Annotated in this window: 16 protein-coding genes; 4 read left to right on the top strand and 12 right to left on the bottom strand. The window is 63.1% G+C overall.

What is annotated here, in order from left to right; translation table 11 throughout:
* Nucleotides 1–52: 52 nt before the first annotated feature.
* From phoB to V5738_RS08320, 5 genes are all read right to left on the bottom strand, one after another.
* Entirely contained in the window at nt 53–748 is a 696-nt protein-coding gene (gene phoB / locus V5738_RS08340) for a phosphate regulon transcriptional regulator PhoB (RefSeq protein ID WP_423823957.1), read from the bottom strand.
* 89 nt (nt 749–837) lie between these two features.
* A complete protein-coding gene (pepN, locus tag V5738_RS08335) occupies nt 838–3,450 on the bottom strand; it encodes an aminopeptidase N (RefSeq protein ID WP_423823956.1) in 2,613 nt (870 codons plus the stop codon).
* A 67-nt stretch (nt 3,451–3,517) separates the two neighbouring features.
* Complete coding sequence (locus V5738_RS08330; RefSeq protein ID WP_423823955.1) at nt 3,518–4,639, bottom strand: beta-ketoacyl-ACP synthase III; 1,122 nt, start codon at nt 4,637–4,639, stop codon at nt 3,518–3,520.
* A 320-nt stretch (nt 4,640–4,959) separates the two neighbouring features.
* Nucleotides 4,960–6,402: an alpha/beta hydrolase family protein gene (locus V5738_RS08325; RefSeq protein WP_423823954.1), complete on the bottom strand. Its 1,443-nt coding sequence runs from the start codon at nt 6,400–6,402 to the stop codon at nt 4,960–4,962.
* Between the two features lie 2 nt (nt 6,403–6,404).
* Nucleotides 6,405–6,713 carry a hypothetical protein gene (locus tag V5738_RS08320; RefSeq protein WP_423823953.1) on the bottom strand — a complete coding sequence of 103 codons (309 nt, stop codon included), beginning with the start codon at nt 6,711–6,713 and terminating at the stop codon, nt 6,405–6,407.
* A 53-nt stretch (nt 6,714–6,766) separates the two neighbouring features.
* On the opposite strand from V5738_RS08320, the gene V5738_RS08315 reads away from it, so the two are divergent.
* Nucleotides 6,767–7,291 carry a YqiA/YcfP family alpha/beta fold hydrolase gene (locus V5738_RS08315; protein WP_423823952.1) on the top strand — a complete coding sequence of 175 codons (525 nt, stop codon included), beginning with the start codon at nt 6,767–6,769 and terminating at the stop codon, nt 7,289–7,291.
* Here the strand turns inward: V5738_RS08315 and V5738_RS08310 are convergent.
* Complete coding sequence (locus V5738_RS08310) at nt 7,272–8,288, bottom strand: quinone-dependent dihydroorotate dehydrogenase (protein ID WP_423823951.1); 1,017 nt, start codon at nt 8,286–8,288, stop codon at nt 7,272–7,274. The two genes, V5738_RS08315 and V5738_RS08310, sit on opposite strands and share 20 nt — an antisense overlap.
* A gap of 100 nt (nt 8,289–8,388) precedes the next feature.
* On the opposite strand from V5738_RS08310, the gene dusA reads away from it, so the two are divergent.
* The 3 genes from dusA to V5738_RS08295 all read left to right on the top strand — a co-directional run bounded on the left by dusA (nt 8,389) and on the right by V5738_RS08295 (nt 10,700).
* On the top strand, nt 8,389–9,402 hold the full coding sequence (gene dusA, locus V5738_RS08305; RefSeq protein ID WP_423823950.1) for a tRNA dihydrouridine(20/20a) synthase DusA: 1,014 nt from the start codon (nt 8,389–8,391) through the stop codon (nt 9,400–9,402).
* A gap of 65 nt (nt 9,403–9,467) precedes the next feature.
* Nucleotides 9,468–9,953 (top strand): peptidylprolyl isomerase, encoded by a 486-nt coding sequence (locus tag V5738_RS08300; RefSeq protein WP_423823949.1) that lies wholly within the window; start codon nt 9,468–9,470, stop codon nt 9,951–9,953.
* Between the two features lie 12 nt (nt 9,954–9,965).
* A complete protein-coding gene (locus V5738_RS08295) occupies nt 9,966–10,700 on the top strand; it encodes a UDP-2,3-diacylglucosamine diphosphatase (protein WP_423823948.1) in 735 nt (244 codons plus the stop codon).
* Nucleotides 10,701–10,973: 273 nt separating this feature from the next.
* Here V5738_RS08295 and V5738_RS08290 read toward each other — a convergent pair whose 3' ends face one another.
* From V5738_RS08290 to folC, 6 genes are all read right to left on the bottom strand, one after another.
* Nucleotides 10,974–11,795: a ferritin-like domain-containing protein gene (locus tag V5738_RS08290; protein ID WP_423823947.1), complete on the bottom strand. Its 822-nt coding sequence runs from the start codon at nt 11,793–11,795 to the stop codon at nt 10,974–10,976.
* Nucleotides 11,774–12,964, bottom strand: a complete 1,191-nt coding sequence (locus V5738_RS08285) for an O-succinylhomoserine sulfhydrylase (RefSeq protein WP_423823946.1) — start codon at nt 12,962–12,964, stop codon at nt 11,774–11,776. The genes V5738_RS08290 and V5738_RS08285 overlap by 22 nt, the downstream gene beginning before the upstream one ends.
* A 199-nt stretch (nt 12,965–13,163) precedes the next feature.
* Nucleotides 13,164–14,675, bottom strand: coding sequence for an amidophosphoribosyltransferase (purF, locus tag V5738_RS08280; protein WP_423823945.1), 1,512 nt, complete (start codon nt 14,673–14,675; stop codon nt 13,164–13,166).
* Nucleotides 14,676–14,742: 67 nt separating this feature from the next.
* A complete protein-coding gene (locus V5738_RS08275; RefSeq protein WP_423823944.1) occupies nt 14,743–15,279 on the bottom strand; it encodes a CvpA family protein in 537 nt (178 codons plus the stop codon).
* Between the two features lie 360 nt (nt 15,280–15,639).
* On the bottom strand, nt 15,640–16,449 hold the full coding sequence (locus tag V5738_RS08270; RefSeq protein ID WP_423823943.1) for an SPOR domain-containing protein: 810 nt from the start codon (nt 16,447–16,449) through the stop codon (nt 15,640–15,642).
* On the bottom strand, nt 16,442–17,686 hold the full coding sequence (gene folC, locus V5738_RS08265) for a bifunctional tetrahydrofolate synthase/dihydrofolate synthase (protein WP_423823942.1): 1,245 nt from the start codon (nt 17,684–17,686) through the stop codon (nt 16,442–16,444). Before folC ends, V5738_RS08270 begins: the two co-directional genes overlap by 8 nt.
* Nucleotides 17,687–17,877 lie beyond the last annotated feature (191 nt).

The raw sequence follows: 17,877 nt of genomic DNA, 5'->3' as shown, positions 1-17,877 counted from the left end.
CCCACCACGACTTGGGGTGCAAGGCAGCGCTTGGCGGAAACCTCAACACGCTCTAGAGCGATCGGCTGGAGAAACGGTAACCACTGCCGCGCACAGTCTGGATGAAGCCATCAAAACCGTGCGGCGCGAGCGCTTTGCGTAGCCGCCTGATATGCACATCCACCGTGCGTTCTTCGACGTACACATTCTGCCCCCAAACCCGGTCGAGCATCTGTTCACGAGTATAGACCCGTTCCGGATTGCTCATAAAAAACCGCAGCAGACGATACTCGGTTGGACCCAGCTTGATCGACGTACCGCCGACCGAGACCCGCTGGCTGGCGGCATCGAGAGTCAGGCCGTCGAGTTCCAGGGTTTCGTCCTCGCCGCCCGGGAGACTGCGGCGTAGTACGGCCCGCACCCGGGCGACCAGCTCGGACGAAGAAAACGGCTTGGTCACATAATCGTCGGCGCCGAGATTGAGCCCACGCACCCGGTCGTCTTCATCGACGCGCGCGGTGACCAGAATGATCGGCATAGCGGCCGTCAGCTCGTCACGCCGCCATTCGCGGGCCAACTCCATACCCGATATGCCAGGCAACATCCAGTCGAGCAGCACCAGATCCGGGAGCTGCTCGGCCAGCGCGAGCCGCGCCGACTGGGCATCCCCGGCCTCGCTGACTACGAAATCGGCCCGCTCGAGCGCGAACCGGATCATGTCGCGAATCGGCGTTTCATCCTCAACGATCAGTACATGCTTCTGTGGCATCGCGGTCTATCGCATCAGGCGTTATGGCGATCTTATGAACTCTATATGACACCCATGTGACAGCCCGCGGCCAACGCCGAGCGAGGGGGTCAGCCCCCCTCGCCCAGCCCGGCTGAGACGATTTCACGCGTATTGTCGGACAGCTCGGCTTCCCCGACCCGGGCCAAGGCTTCGCGCATACCCGAGGCATACGGCTCAGCATAGCGACGCCATGGCGCCAGCAGCCCCGCGAGTGCCGCCGCCAGCTGCGGATTGAGCGCATCCAGCCGCAGGATCTCGTCGGCCACCAGGCCGTAGCCGGCTTTATCCTCACGGTGAAAAGCCAACGGATTGCCACGTACGAAACCACCCACCAGCGCCCGCACTCGATTCGGATTGGTGAAATCGAAGTGTGAATCCGCCAGCAGATCACGTACCCGGGCCACGGCATCGCCGTCTTCGGTGGCCGCCTGCAGCCGCAGCCACTTGTCCATGACCAGTGGATAATCGGCAAAGCGTTCAGCGAAATCGGCCCGAATCGCTTCGCGTTCCTCGCCCGGCAGATTCTGGAGGGCGTTGAGTGCGGCCATGCGATCGGTCATGTTATCGGCCGCTTCGTAGATCGAGCGGGCACGCTCGCGAACCGCCGCCGTGTCGAGGGTGGCCAGATAGTCGAGCGCCAGTGCGAACACCCGGCGCCGGCCGGCGCTGTCCTGATCGAAGACATAGTCCCCGGTCGGGGCATGGCCGTCCGCCAGACGGGTCAGCTCATGCTCGAAGCGAGCCGCGATCGCGCGCTTGACGTGGCGACGTGCGGCTTCTACTGCGAAGACGTCGATGGCATCGAAGGCCTCGCCGATCTGGATGGTGCTGGGCAAGGTGAGCATTTCGGCCAGCAGCGCACGATCGGCCGGCGGATCGTTCAATAGCACTGAGATCGCGTCGATCAGCCCCTGCCCCAGCTTGGGCAGGTCCTGTCCGTGCAGGTCGGCGACCACCGCCTGCTTGAGGGTGGCCATATACAGGCTTTGGGCCGCATCCCAACGCGAGACCGGGTCACTGTCGTGGGCCATCAGACGCACCAGCGCCGCCTCGTCCTGATCGAATTCCAGACGCACTGGCGCGGTCAGCCCGCGCAGCGCCGACACGGTCGGCTCGGTTTCCAGGCTATCGTAGACGAACGACTGCCGCTGCTGTTGCAGGCGCAGGATTTCGGGCTCGCGTACGACTTGGCCGGCCTCGTCGAACAGCGCCACGGACACCGGGATATCGAAGTCAGGTTTGTCGTCCTGTCCCGGCGTCGCCGGCGTGGCCTGGGCCAGCTCCAGGGTTAAACGGCCGTTTTCGAAGCTGGGGTGCACGCTGACCCGCGGCGTACCGGCATAGCGGTACCAATTGCGGAACTGGCCGAGATCCAACCCGGCGGATGCCTCGATCGCGACCACGAAGTCCTCGATGGTTACCGCCTGGCCGTCGTGCTTGTCCAGATAGTGCTTGACCGCGCGCGTAAACGCGTCGCGGCCAGCCATTTGGGCCATCATGCGGATCAGCTCGGCGCCTTTTTCGTACACCGTAATGGTATAGAAATTGTTCATCTCGACGTACGACTCGGGCCGTACCGGATGGGCGCGGGGCCCCGCGTCCTCGGGGAACTGGACGTCGCGGATCATGCGCACCTGCTCGATACGGGTCACGCCCGGCGAGCCGTGGTCGATGGCGAACTGGTGCTCGCGATAGACCGTCAGCCCTTCTTTTAACGAGAGCTGGAACCAGTCGCGGCAGGTCACGCGATTACCAGTGTAGTTATGGAAGTATTCGTGGGCGACCACATCGCGGACCCGGGCGAAATCGCCGTCGGTCGCGGTGTCCTTGTGCGCGAAGATGCAAGCCGTATTGAAGACGTTGAGGCTCTTGTTCTCCATCGCGCCCATGTTGAAACTGGCCACGGCCACGATCACGAACGAGTCGAGATCGTATTCCAGCCCGTAAGTCGTCTCGTCCCAGGCCATGGCGTCCTTGAGCGAAGCCATGGCGTGATGGCATTGGTCCTCGTTGCCGTGCTCGGTATAAAGCGCCAGCGCGACATTCCGGCCCGAGGCGGTGGTGAACGTATCGCGAATCACGCCCAGATCGCCGGCGACCAGCGCGAACAGATAGCAGGGTTTGGCGAACGGGTCCTCGTAGACCGCATAGTGTCGACCGTTCCCGGCGTCACCGGATGCTACGCAATCACCGTTCGACAGCAGCACCGGATAGCGCGTGGCATCGGCTTCGATGCGCGTCGTATAGCGCGACATGACGTCTGGCCGGTCCGGGAAATAGGTGATCCGCGAAAAACCGGTCGCCTCACACTGGGTGCACAAAATCGGCCCGGAGCGATACAGCCCTTCCAGCGATAGATTATTGTCCGGATCGATCTCGGTGACGACGGTCAGCTCGAAGGCCTCGGGCAGATCCGACAGCCACAGCGCAGTCTCGCCCTGTTCGTAGTTTTCGGCGGCGAGCTCACGGCCATCGACGGCGATACGCAGCAGCCGCATGTCGCGGCCGTCGAGCCGCCAAGCCTGATTTCCGTCTGGCGCCTGCGGATTGCGGCGAACCGCATGCCGGGCCGTGACCTCGGTCGCCCGTTCGTGGATATCAAAGCTCAGATCGACGCTGTCGATCAGATACAGCGGCGCCTGATAGTCGGCGCGGTATTTGCGTTGGGGATTGCCCGTCATGGCCGGACTCCTTGAATCTGAAAATGATGGGGGGCCAACCGCCCAGGCGATCGGTCCGCCGTGGTCGCTAGCGCCGCCGCAGCACCACACTGCCGGCCGAATAGCCGGCGCCGAAACCGCAGAGGACGCCGGTCTCACCGACGGCCAAATCGTTCGAGAACTTGTGAAACACGATCATCGGCGAGGCCGAGCTGGTGTTGCCGTATTCGGCCAGAATCGCTGGCATCTCGCCCTCGGCCGGGGTACGGCCCAGAACCCGCTTGGCGATCAGCGTGTTCATGTTGATATTGGCCTGATGCAGCCAGAGCCGACGGATATCGGCGGCTTCCAGATCGTACTCGGCAGCGTGCTCAACAATCAGATCGGCGACCATCGGCCCGACTTCTTTGAACACCTTGCGCCCGTTCTGCACGAACAGCCGATCGGCTTCGGAACGCGGCTCGATTTCGCTGCGATTGAGAAAGCCGAAATTGTTACGGATGTTATTGGAAAACCGAGTCGACAGCCGGGTACCGAGCACTTCGAAACCAGTGCCCGCTGGGGCTTCGTCGGCATGTTCAAGCAATGCTGCCGTGCAAACGTCACCAAAGATGAAATGGCTGTCCCGATCGCGGAAATTCAGATGCGCCGAGCAAATTTCCGGATTGACCATCAGTACGCGCCGCGCGCTGCCCGCGTTGATCATATCGGCCGCGGTCTGGATGCCGAAGGCCGCCGAGGCACAGGCCACATTCAGGTCGAAACCGAAGCCGCCGGCGCCCAGATAATGCTGAACCTCGACCGCCAGCGCCGGATACGGCCGCGGCAGGTTCGAACAGGCCACGATGATCGCATCGATGTCGGCCGCGCTGCGTCCAGCTTTGGCCAGACACGGCTCGATCGCCGCCAGCGCCATCTCGCACTGGATCGATGGCTCGTCGTTGGATCGGGTTCGGATCCGGGGCCGCATGATCTCAGGGTCGAGAATACCTGGCTTGTCGACCACGTAGCGGCTTTCGATGCCCGAAGCCTTGGTAATGAACTCGCTGCTGGAATACGACAGCGGCGCCACCCGTCCGGCCGCGATCGCATCGGCATTGTCTTCGTTGAAGCGGTCGACATAAGCGTTGTAGGACGCCACCAACTCGTCGTTGGAGATCGCATCCGGCGGCGTATAAAGCCCGGAGGCCGTTAGTACAACATTACTCACCGCAGCTCCTGCACGGATTGTGATTCGGACCTGCCGCATTCTGGCCCGCGGCGGGTCCGGCTACAACCGCCTGGGCCAACGGCCACGCGGTCGGTTGGGAGCGAGCGGCTACCAAACGCAGCTGTACGGCCAATCCAGGCATAGCGCGTCGCGCGATCATTTCCGCGCCTGCATGTTGCAATACTGGCTGACCGCACATCAGCGCTTGCCCCGGCCCGGGTCGCGAATTGCAGTCGGCCGCGCTGCAAGCATGGGGCGTTGCCTTGCAGGGCATCATTTGCGAGCGCCAACTCGACATCGCGACAGCACTGCCGCCTGTATCACCCCGCATACATTCCGGTCTCCTGCAGCGCCCGATCGATGAACGGCCCGATATCGACCTCGTGGCGTACCGACAGGTGCGAGCCGTCATACCATTGCAGCGCGGGTTCGTCCCAGTGGCGCCACAGCGCCAGCGGCTGCTCGGGCGCGATCAATTGATCGGCGGTAGCGGCAAAAATGAAACGTCGCTCGCGCACCACCTGCGGTTTCACGGCCAGCGGCGATACTGGCGTCAACCGCTGGGCTACTGCCTCGGCAGTCAACCCCCGGGCCTCCAGATAGCGGGCATGGGCGGTAGGCAGATGCTGCCAAAGCGTAGCCGCGATATCGATCATCGGGATGCCGGCAATCACGCAGGCCAGATCGGGCTCGTAGGCCGACAGCAACGCAGCATGATAGCCCCCGAGGCTATAGCCGAGTACGCCGATCCGGGCCTTCGGGTCGACCTGGCGTATCCAGGCGATCGTGCTGCGCAGATCGCAGAGCGACTGCGCCTGGGCATGCACCAGATCGGCCAACGGGCCATCGAGGAAAAGGCCCCCGGTCAGTGGCGTGGCCCGGCGTACGCCATGCAGCGGCAGGATGGGCATGGCTACGTTCAAGCCCAGCTGGCGATGCAGCCGCTCGACGTTGAACAGCTGGAAATCTAGCCCGGCCACGCCCATCCGATAGCCATGAACACAGACCAGCCAAGGCCGGTCCTGGGTGTCGTCGTGACGCAGAATACGGGTCGCCATACGGCGGTTGCGCCGATAGGATTGCCAGCGCTGGAGGCCAGGCAGGTCTGCGGGCGGCCGATATGCCGACTCGGCGGTCAGCCACTCATAGTTAATGCCGAGCGTGCACTGTCTTCGAATCAACGGGGCTTCCGGGGCCTGGGCTGCACCATGAAAGCGTTCGGGATGCGCGATCCAGCCGCGCTGGTCGGCCAATTCGCCGAAGGCAGCGAGCTCGGCCAGATCGGTATCCACTGCCGCACCACGCGGTACTTGCGCGCAATTGATGAAAAAACCAAGCAGCGCAGCATCGCTGGCCATCTTGGCCAGCAGCTTGGCGTGGGTCGTCGGCGGCGATACGTCAGCCGGCACCGGATGCTGAACGCGCAGTGCCCAGCCCGCTACCATGAACGCAGCACCGCCGCCGGCGACCAGCGCCAGGCACGCCGCCCAGCCGAGCCAATACCCCAGAACCAGCGCCAGGATCGAGCTCACGGGGCCCGCCAAGGCCATGTGATAACAGAGCTGACGATCGCCGCCCCAGAGCAACTGCCCGGCCCCGGTCGCGATCAAAACAATCCCCGGGACAGTGCCGATCGCGGCGACAAGCCAGTTGCTTTGCCACGCGCTGATCAGCCAAAGCAGGCCGATCGCCACCACGATCGCAGCGGATTTGAACCGCCGCGGCTGCCAGCGCATCGGCGAAGGTTGGGGGAAAGACTGCATATTCAGCGAAGTGCCAACCCGTAGATCAAAGCTGCGACCACCGCGATGGCGAGAACGATCTCGGCCACCCAGAATAAGGGATGGCGCTTATCGGTCAGCCAGGTCGCCAGGGTCGCTACCAACGACACGCCCAGACCCAGCTGGGTGCCGATCCAGACATCGGCCAGCCCCCCGCTATCCTCGGTCTGGGGAAACGGCCACATCAACAAACAGATGACCGCCCCCACCAGACTGGCCAGTACCGCGAGCGTGAGAATGGCCCAGTTGGCGAACGACAGTAGTTTCAGAACGCCACCTCGCGTCGTGCGCATCGTAAATCCAACTCATGGCATAGTAGCCCGCCGCTCGAATCGACGTCCATCCAATGTCTGACGCTACGCCGCAACCTCGGGTCGTGTTCGCCCATGGCAAGGAAAGTGGGCCCTGGGGCTCCAAGATCACCCACTTGGCCCGCATAGCCGAAACCCTCGGCTTCGTTGTCGAAAGTCTCGATTATCAGGACATGGACGACCCACAAGAACGCGTTGCCCATCTCATCGATCATGCACCGAGCGGCGCACCGCTGGTGCTGGTTGGCTCCAGTATGGGCGGCTATGTAAGTGCCATGAGCTGTGCCGCACTGGCGCCCGAGGCCCTGCTGCTTCTGGCGCCGGCACTCTATCTCGAAGGCTATCCCGGCGAGCCGCTCGCCTGCCCGGCGGATACCGTGGTTGTGCATGGTTGGGACGACGATATCGTGCCGCTGGCCTCCAGTCTGGATTTCGCCCGACCACGGCGCGCCGCACTGCATGTGCTGGCCGATGGTCATCGGCTGGCCAACAGCATCGGCTTCATCGAGCGGGTGTTCACCGCCCAGCTTCAGCGGGTACTCACGACGTCGTCTGACTGATCGCGCGCACCGCATCGCCCACCAGCCCCGGGCCACGATAGATCAGCCCGGTATAGAGCTGAACCGCACGGGCTCCGGCGGCCATCTTCGCCGCCGCGTCGGTACCGCTCATGATGCCGCCCACGCCGATGACCGGGATCTCATCGCCCAGGCGCGCATACAGCGCTGCGATCACCCGGTTCGAGGCCGACCGAACCGGGCGCCCGCTGACCCCGCCGGCCTCCTCGCGCCAGGCGAGCGGCAGCGCCTCACGCGCGGTTGTGGTATTGGTTGCGATCACGCCGTCGATCCGGTGGTGACGCAGCCGGGCCACGATCGCGTCTACGCCGGCCTCATCCAGATCGGGGGCGATCTTGAGCGCCAGCGGTACATAGCGGCCACGATCGTCGGCCAGCCGGTTGCGCTCGGCCACGACCGCCGACAGCAACGCATCCAGCGCATCCGCGCCCTGCCAGTCGCGCAGTCCGGCCGTGTTTGGCGACGAGACATTGAGCGTGACATAGTCCGCGTGGTCGTAGACCGTGTTCAACGCGCTCGTGTAGTCGGCCACCGCGTGCTCGGCCGCGGTCGTCTTGTTCTTGCCGATATTGATACCGACGATGCCGTCGTAGCTGGCCTGCGACAGATGTTCGACCAACGCCGGCGCTCCGGCGTTATTGAACCCGAACCGGTTCAACAAGGCCCGCTGCGCGGGCAGCCGGAACAGTCGCGGCTTGGGATTGCCCGGCTGCGGCTCGGGCGTGACCGTACCGACCTCGATGAAACCGAAGCCCAGCGCCCCCAAACCGTCGACATGGGCAGCGTTCTTATCCAGCCCGGCTGCCAGCCCCACCGGATTAGGCAGCGACAGCCCCATCACCGTGGTCGGCAGCGCCGGCACGCGAGCACCGTACAGCCGATACGCAGCGGGGGCAGTCCGCGACAGCCAGTCCAACGTCAGCTCATGAGCACGCTCGGCCTCTAGCCCGAACAGCGCAGGGCGAATCAGCGCGTACATATCACTCGATCGTGTTGATGATGGAACGCCCCTATTGTGAGTGTTCGGCCAGACGCGCGCACGGCTTAGCAGTGCCGCCTGCAGATGCGATAATAAAAACATGCCGCAGATCAGTACTCGCCATAACCCATCGGGCGCCCGCCTGTCGGTCGCCCCGATGATGGACTGGACCACCCCGGCCCAGCGTTATTTCATGCGCCGGATCACCCGCCATGCGCTGCTGTATACCGAAATGGTCACCAGTGCCGCATTGATTCATGGCGATACGGCGCGCTTTCTGGCCTATCACGACGACGAGCATCCGCTGGCTTTGCAGCTCGGTGGCAGCGAGCCGGCCGATATGGCGCACTGCGCGGAACTGGCCGAAAGCGCCGGCTTCGACGAGGTCGATATCAACGTAGGCTGCCCAAGCGATCGGGTGCAGAACGGCGCCTTCGGCGCCTGCATGATGGCCGATCCTCAGCGCATTGCCGACTGTGTTTCGGCCATGAAAGCCCGGGTGGCGATTCCGGTGACGGTCAAGACTCGGATCGGCATCGATCATCAGGACAGTTACGAATTTTTGGCCGATTTCGCTGCCCGGGTTCGCACAGCCGGCGCCGACCGGCTGATTGTGCATGCCCGCAAGGCTTGGCTGTCGGGGCTGAGCCCGAAAGAAAATCGCGAGGTTCCACCGCTGGACTATGACCGCGTGTACCGGCTGGCCACCGATTTCAACGACCTGCCGATGTCGATCAACGGCGGCATCGTCGATTTGGATACTGCCGAAGCACAGCTCGAGCATCTCGACGGCGTAATGATCGGCCGCGAAGCCTATCGCAACCCCTATGTCATGGCCGACGTCGATCGCCGGTTTTTCGGCGACGCCACGCCAATACCGAGCCGCCGCGAGGTCGTCGAATCCATGTACGACTATATCGGCCGACATCTAGCCACCGGGGGCGCGCTCAAGCAGGTTACCCGGCATATGCTCGGCCTGTTTCATGGCCAACCCGGCGGCCGGGCCTGGCGGCGTATTCTGTCCGAACAAGGCAGCCGCGACGATGCTGGTCTGGAGGTTCTAGAAGCCGCCCTCGAACGGGTCGCCCCGGCGGATACCGGTGTGCCCGCTTAAATCGGGTTGGGCAAGCCGCCCTGCTTGACGCACAATCGCGCCTCACCCAACCACAGGCCCCCACCATGGTGATCTTCAAAACCAACCTCGGCGATATCCATATCGAGGTCGACGAGCACAACGCGCCGATCACGGCCGAGAACTTTCTGAGCTATGTTCGCGATGGCTTCTACGACGGCGTCATCTTCCACCGCGTGATCCCCGGGTTCGTGGTCCAGGGCGGCGGTTTCGACGAGAGTCTGAACCAGAAATCGACCAACCCGCCGATCGCCAACGAATCCAATAACGGCCTGGATAACGAGCGCGGCACGCTGTCGATGGCTCGTACCCAAGATCCGGATTCGGCCACGGCCCAGTTCTTCATCAACCTCGAAGACAACGAGCAACTCAATCATATGGGCACCCGCCCCGGGTACGCCGTATTCGCCCGCGTGGTCGAAGGCATGGACGTGGTGGATGCGATCGCTGAAGTGCCCACCGGCGCCGCGGGCCCCTTCCGCCAAGACGTGCCCCAGCAGACGGTCAAGATCGAATCCGCCGAAATCGCCTAGTCGAGTCGATCGGTGGCCGCCACCCACGTCATCGCCGATCTGCATCTGATCGATGACTGCGAACCTGCCGCACGCCGGCTGGCCGGCTATCTGGCCGGCCCAGCGCGCGATGCGGCCGCCCTCTATGTACTGGGCGATCTGTTCGAGGTCTGGATCGGCGATGACGGCTCGATTCGCGAGCATGCGGCCACGCTCGATGCACTTCGCGAACTGGTGCTTTCGGGGGTGCCGGCCTATTTCATGCGCGGCAATCGGGATTTCGCGGTCGGCCAGGCCTTCGAGACCTTCAGCGGACTGACCCTTATTGATGATCCGAGCCGGGTGATCCTGTACGGCGTGCCCACCTTGCTTGCCCACGGCGACATCTTCTGCAGCGACGATACAGCCCATCAGGCGTTTCGTGCGAAATATACCGACCCTGCCTGGCGCCACAAACGTCTGGCGCTGCCGTTATGGGTTCGTCGGGCTGTTGCCCGGCGTGCCCGACGTCGTTCGAGCAAGCGCAAGGCCGGCCTGCCGTCGTCGATCATGGACGTGAATACGGCCACCGTGGCTCGAATGGCCGCCGAGTACGACGTGGCGCGCATCATTCACGGCCACACCCATCGTCCGGCCGATCATCCGGGGACCGATGTCGATCGCTACGTGCTGGCCGACTGGCGCCCCGAGCGAGCCGAGGTGCTGTGTATCGACGACGCCGGCGTTCGCCGGCGCCAACTCAACGCAGCCGGCGAGTTCGTCGATTGACCAACGCCTGGTAACGGGCGATGTAAATCCGTACCAAGCGCCGTTGCTTGGAGGCCCGAGGTCGCGTGCGCCGCGCAGTCGCTCTATTTAAGTTGGGCGACAACTCGGGATGGGCATCACGGCTGGGCCTGCTCTTTTAAGCCAGCACCACACTACACATCACGCGCCGCAACATAGACGTTTTGCCCCGGTGGCTGATACGGTATGGGGCTCGTCGTCTGCGGTACACGATTCGTGATACAAACGCAGCGCTCGTACGACACCTCAAAACGCTCAAGAATTCGAGCCGCCGTCACGTGCCTGCAGCTCATCGAGCTCCGGCTCGGAGAATCGAGCCTCGCGCCGGGCGTCGATATTGTACGGTCCCGGCGGTCCGCCGTTCATATACTCGTCGAGCAGCTTGAAAAAGGTGGCATCGGGATCGAGCCCACGCGGCTCGGCGAAATAGCGGAACCAGCGGGTACCGATTTCGACGTGCGGTACCTCCTCTTCGAGGATCTGCTCGAAAATCGCGACGGTTTTATCGTCGCCAACCTGCCTGAGCTTAGCGATCATGCCCGGTGTGACGTCTAACCCACGGGCTTCGAGTACGCGCGGCACCAGCGCCATGCGTACCATCGGATCGTGGGCGGTCTTGACCGCCATTTCCCATAGCCCGTTGTGGGCATCGAAATCGCCGTAGCGATAGCCGAAGTCGGCCAGACGATCGTTGAGCATCGTGAAATGTCTCGATTCGTCGGCCGCCATCGACAGCCAGTCGGCATAATAGTCGGCCGGCATACCGCGATAGCGATAGGCCGCGTCCAGACCAAGATTGATGGCGTTGAACTCGATATGCGCGATCGCATGAATCAACGCGGCCCGGCCGTAGTCGGTGCCGAGCCCGCGGCGAGCGAGCTTGGACGGATGCACCAGCGCCGGGCGCTCGGGCCGTCCGGGGATCGGCACGTCTTCGGCGACTCCGGTCGATTGGCTCAAGCCGCTTGAGTTAGCGGCATGCAAGGCTTGGGCGGCGCGGCATTTGGTCGCCGGATCGCCCTCCATCAACGCTGCATAGACGTCAGCCGGCTGCATCAGCCCGACAGCCCGCGCCATAGATCGGCGATGATGTCGTCGATATTTTCTAGGCCGACCGATACCCGAACCAGCCCTTCGCCAATTCCAGCCCGGGCCCGATCCTCGGCCGAGATACGGGCATGGGTGGTACTGGCCGGATGCACGATAGTGGTCCGGGTATCGCCCAGATTGGCGGTAATCGACAACATCTGGGTGGCGTTGATCAACTTGAACGCCGCCTCTCGGCCGCCGGCCACATCGAAAGCCACGATGCCGCCGAAACCGCCCGGCTGTTGCCGCGTGGCCAGTTCATGCTGGGCATGCGAGCTCAGACCCGGGTAATAGACATGATCGATACCGGGCTGGGTCTCCAGCCACTGGGCCAGCCGGGTCGCGGACTCGCAGTGCGCCCGCATGCGAATCTCGAGTGTTTCCAGCGATTTGTAGAAAATCCAGGCATTGAACGGGCTCATGCTCGGCCCGCAGGTGCGCAAAAAGCGAAACACCTGATCACCCACGGTTTCGGCATCGCCGACCACGGCGCCGCCCAGCGCACGGCCCTGGCCATCCAGGTACTTGGTCGCCGAATGAATCACGATATGGGCACCGTGTTCCAGCGGGCGCTGCAAGGCCGGCGTACAGAAACAGTTGTCGACTACCAGCCGCGCATTGTTGGCGTTGGCCAACGCTGCCAGCCCGGCTAGATCCACCACCTCGGTCAATGGGTTGGACGGGGTCTCGACGAACAGCATCCGGGTATCCGGGCCGATCGCTGCCTGCCAGGCGTCCAGATCGTCCGGAGCCACGAAGGTGGTCCGGATACCTAGCTTGCCCAGGTAGTTATTAAACAACCCAATGGTCGAGCCGAACAAGGTATGCGCAGCCACGATGTGATCGCCGGATTGCAGCGTGGCCAGACAGGTCGCCAGGATCGCGGCCATCCCCGAACCGGTCGCCACGCAGCACTCGCCACCTTCCATCGCGGCCAGCCGCTGACAAAAGGCATCTACTGTGGGATTAGTGAAGCGTGAATAGATATTGCCGGGGTCCTCGCCAGCGAAGCGGGCGGCACAGGCCTCGGCCGACTCGAACACGAAGCTCGACGTCATATGAATAGCGCTGCTGTGCTCGCCCTCGGGGCTGCGCAGGGTACCGGCCCGCACGCCGCGGGTAGCGGTTCCCCATTCCGGATCATAGTCGATGGTCATGGCGTCTCCTGTGAGATACGGCGGGCACAAACAAAAATGCCTGCACGCAGCAGGCGGTGTCCTCTTGACGCCCGCTTAGCTGATGTTCGATCGCGAAGACAGCGATCCGCGCCCGCAAGCTGTGACAAATCGGCGCGTGACGCGAGTATGCCGGGCGCCCCCGGGCGCATCAAGCGCCCGAGGACGTCGCCACACATGCTTATGCGTCGTTGTGGATCTCGAGTACGGCATTGTCTTTTTTGCGACGCGCTTCCTTGGTCGCGTCGGCTCGAGCCGATTCCAGCTGCTCGAGGTATTCGGTCGAGACATCGGCCGTGACATAGTGACCGGTGAAGACCGAGTCTTCGTAGGCATGGATGCTGTCGTTGCCGACCGACACGGCGCGCTTGAGATCTTCCATATCCTGGTAGATCAACTTGTCGGCGCCGATGATGTCGGTGATTTCGTCATCGGTATGGCCATGGGCAACCAGCTCGGTCGCGCTCGGCATGTCGATGCCATAGACGTTGGGATAGCGCACCGGCGGCGCGGCCGAGGCGAAATACACCTTGTTCGCACCGGCTTCACGGGCCATTTCGATAATTTGCCGAGAGGTCGTGCCCCGCACGATCGAATCGTCGACGAGCAGCACATTCTTGCCAGCGAATTCCAGGTCGATCGGATTAAGCTTCTTACGCACCGATTTCACTCGCTGCTGCTGACCCGGCATGATGAAAGTACGGCCGATATAACGGTTCTTGATGAAGCCCTCGCGGTATTTCACGTCGAGCTGACTGGCCAGTTCAACGGCCGCGGTCCGGCTGGTCGAGGGAATGGGAATCACGACATCGATATCGTGGTCTGGCCACACCCGCTTGATCTTCTCGGCCAGATACGTGCCCATGCGCAGCCGTGCCTTGTAGACATAGACATCGTCGATCACCGAGTCCGGGCGCGACAGATAGACATATTCGAAGATGCACGGCGCGAGCTTCGGCTGATCGGCGCACTGGCGGACATAGATTTGGCCATCGAGGGTGATCACCACGGCCTCACCCGGGGCGATATCGCCGATCCGTGTAAAACCCAGCGCGTCCAGCGCCACCGATTCGGAGGCGATCATGTAATCGGTGCCGTCGTCGGTTTCACGCTTGCCATAGACCGCCGGGCGAATGCCGTGCGGATCGCGAAAGCCGACCAGCCCGTAGCCGGTGATCAGCGCGGTCGCGGCATAACCGCCGCGACAACGACGATGTACAGCCCCGACCGACCGGAACACGTCGTCCGGCGTCAGTTCCAGATTCTTGCCCTGCATCAGCTCGTGAGCGAACACATTGAGCAGGATTTCGGTATCCGAGTCGGTATTCAGATGCCGGCGATCCGAACGGAACAACTCGTCCTTGAGCTGCTCGGCATTGGTTAGATTGCCGTTGTGCGACAGGCAGATGCCGTAGGGCGTGTTGACGTAGAACGGCTGAGCCTCGGCCGAGGAATCCACACCGGCGGTTGGGTAGCGCACATGCCCCACCCCGGCATTGCCAACCAGGCGCAGCATGTGGTCGGTACGAAACACATCCCGCACCAGGCCGTTTTCCTTGCGCAAGTACAGCCGATTACCGTCCGTAGTCACAATGCCGGCTGCATCCTGCCCCCGATGTTGGAGCACGGTCAGTGCATCGTAGATATCCTGATTAACCGGGGAGGTCGAAACCATCCCAACTATGCCGCACATAAGCCAAACGCTCGTGTTGAGTAAAGAATCTCAGGGCTTTAGATGATCGTATCCGAGGCCAAGAAATCTAGGTCGAGGAAGACGTCTTACTGGCCGACAAGGTTGCCGGGGCATCGGGATACGTGATCGCGTTGGCGACATCGTCCGGCAGATATTGGCGAACCCACAGCGCGCCCGACTCCAGTTGGCCGATGAATACCGAGTTCTGCCACCAACTATCCCGAGGCACCGGGGTGACCCCGGCCAGCAGAACCAGAACAATAAGGACGGCGACGCCGCGCACAACCCCGAACACAATGCCGACGGCGCGATCGGTTCCGGCAAAGCCGGTCTGACTGATCAAGCGCCCAAGCACGTAATTCAGAATGGCGCCGGCGATGAGCACGACCAGGAACACAAGCGCAAAAGCCACCGCCGTGCGCGCCGAGTCGACATCGATCCAGCGCTGCAGATAGGCAGCGACCGGGGCAGCAAGCAAGAATGCGAGATAAAAAGCCAGGACCCACGTTGCCAGTCCTAGGGCTTCCCGAAGGAAACCTCGGAAAAAGCCGATAGTCGCCGATAAAGCAACGACGACGACAATCGCGACATCGATCCAGATCATGATAGCCGGCCGCCAGGGCAAGACGGTGACATGATAGCAAACTCATGGCCTGCGAGCGGCCCTGCGGCCACGATCGCAACGCCGATCGCCTGCGGCCAGCCCCGCGCGGACCGGCACACCGCTGGACGAACGCACGGCATAGACGCCGTGGCTGTCGCGTTTCGCGGGTTGCGGCACTCGCCGGAACCCGCGTTCCGGCAACGCCCATCACACCAGCCACGGCCCGAGCCGGCCGTAGCGTTGTGATCATATTCTGACGTCTCAGTCGCGAACGCTGTCCTGCCGGCCAGATCGCCTTGCGAGCCGAACCGCGGCCGCGATGCAGCGCTGCTCAACGACATCAACCGGTCCCGGCCGGTCCTAGCGTAGATGCCGCACCAAGGTCTTGCGGCCCTGCTGCTTGAGCCGGTCGGCCGTCGCTCGCGCAGCGTCCTCGCCGTCGAACGGGCCCACGTTGACGCGATACCAGGTCTTGCCATCGACATCGCCCGGCGTATAGAAGGCCTTGAACTGCCCTTGCAGCTGGCGCGCCAGAGCCTCAGCGTTGTCCTGTTTGCCGAAGCTGGCAATCTGCACTACCCAACCCTTCGGCTGGCGTTTTTCCAGACCGGTACCGGCCGCACTCGCGTTACCGCCCTGGCTGCGGTTGCTCTTGGCGTTATTGCCGACGGTAGACGAACCATAATCGCTCGACGTGCTCTCGGCCCGATCACGCTCGGTGCTCGGCTGCGGCTCGTTCGAACTTGACTGGCGGGTCGATGCCGAGGACTGGCTCGGCTGAGCCTGCTTTTTCGGGGCCGGCTCGGCCGGGGTCTGTGCTGCAGCCTGCTCGTCGCTCGAACTGCCATGCACTGGGGGCGTCGAGAATTCGGACTCACTCTGCGGCGAGACCGCATCGGCGCTCGGCTGGCGGGACTGTGCCGTCGGCGTATGGTTCGCTGCAGAGGCCTGCTGTGCCTGTCCATCGGTACCGGTGTCGCCGGCGTCGTTGCCCGATCCGTCAGCGGGCTCGGCCTCACCATCCGGCTGAACATTATAGACGCGCATTGAACCACGCCCGTCGTCCTCGCCACCGCTGTGCATACAGCGCGAAAGCAGCAACGGCGCTAATACACCGATGATCACCAGGATGGCCACGCCGATCAGGCGTTTTTTCATCACATCATTCATGTTCAGGACTCCGCGCCTGCGCCACGGTAAAAAAAGAACCACAAACGACGATTCGATCGCCGCGAGCCGCGACCCGGCCGGCCTCGTTCAAGGCCGCGGACGGATCATCGAACGTCGGACCGACATGACCGAGCCGCGCCGCCAGTGCCTCAGCACTCAAACCCCGGGGGGTAACCGTATCCAGCCCGGCGGGATAGAACCGGTCCGCGATCGCTGCCAGCCGTTGGCCGACGGCTTCGACCGGTTTGTCCGCGAGCATGCCAATCACCACATGAGTCCATCCGACAGCCGGCCGACGTTCGAGTTCGTCGACCAACAAAGCCACTGCGTCGTCGTTGTGGCCCACATCGTAGATGATCGGTATGGGACCGTCGATAACTTCTCGCCGGCCCGGTAGTTTCGCCTGAACACGACAGGCCCGTTCGATGTCTTCAGCCGCGAGCTCCCAGCCCAGGTCAGCCACCGTGGCCACGGCCGCAGCTAGGTTGTCGGGGTGGACCTCGGCATGCGGCGCACAGCTTAGCAACCGGCCATTCGGGCCGGTCCATTGCCAATGGCCGTTCGCCGCCGACAAATTAAACTCCGAGCCGATCGAATAGAGCCGAGCTCCGCAGGCGGCGGCTGAGGCTGCAATACTGGCCGGCGCCTCGCGATCGCTGCAGAACACGGACTGGTCGCCGCGCATGATCCCGGCCTTTTCGGCGCCGATTGCCTCGCGGGTATCGCCGAGCCAGTCGGTATGATCCAGGCCGATGCGCGTGATCACGGCGACATCTGCATCGAGGATATTGACTGCATCAAGCCGACCGCCCAGCCCGACTTCCAGCACCGCCACATCAACGCCGGCCTGCGCGAAGACCCAAAGGGCAGCCAGCGTGCCGAATTCAAAGAACGTCAGCGGGATATCCCCGCGTGCCCTTTCGATCGTTTCGAACGCGGCCACTAACGCGGCATCGGTAGCCGGCTCGCCGTCGACGGCCACGCGTTCGTTGTAGCGCCATAGATGCGGCGAGGTATAGGCGCCGACCCGGCAGCGCTGTCCGAGCAGGCCGCCAATCAAAGCGACCGTGCTGCCCTTGCCATTGGTGCCGGCGACCGTGATCGTTCGATGACGCGGCGCCAGCAAATCCAGGCGTTCGGCCACGGTACGCACCCGATCCAAACCGAGTTCAATTTCGCGGCTGTGAAGCGAAAGCTGGTAGTCCAGCCACTGTTCCAGGGTCGATGGCACATTCATACCCGGCGGTCGCTCAGGCTGTCAGCCGAGCAGGATCAACATGGCAAACGCGTTTGATAAGCGATCGATTCCGCATCGAAGACAACCCAATGCGCTGCGCCGAACAGGCTGCAGACACAGCCTGATTCGTCGCGGGCCATAGTTGGCCCACGACGTACCTCGGGCGCTCGGTCAGCACCGCTCGAAGCTGT

It is taken from the genome of Salinisphaera sp. SPP-AMP-43 (genome assembly GCF_049568105.1).
Classification (GTDB): Bacteria; Pseudomonadota; Gammaproteobacteria; order Nevskiales; family Salinisphaeraceae; genus Salinisphaera.
This window is presented reverse-complemented; position numbering and strand designations above follow the sequence as displayed.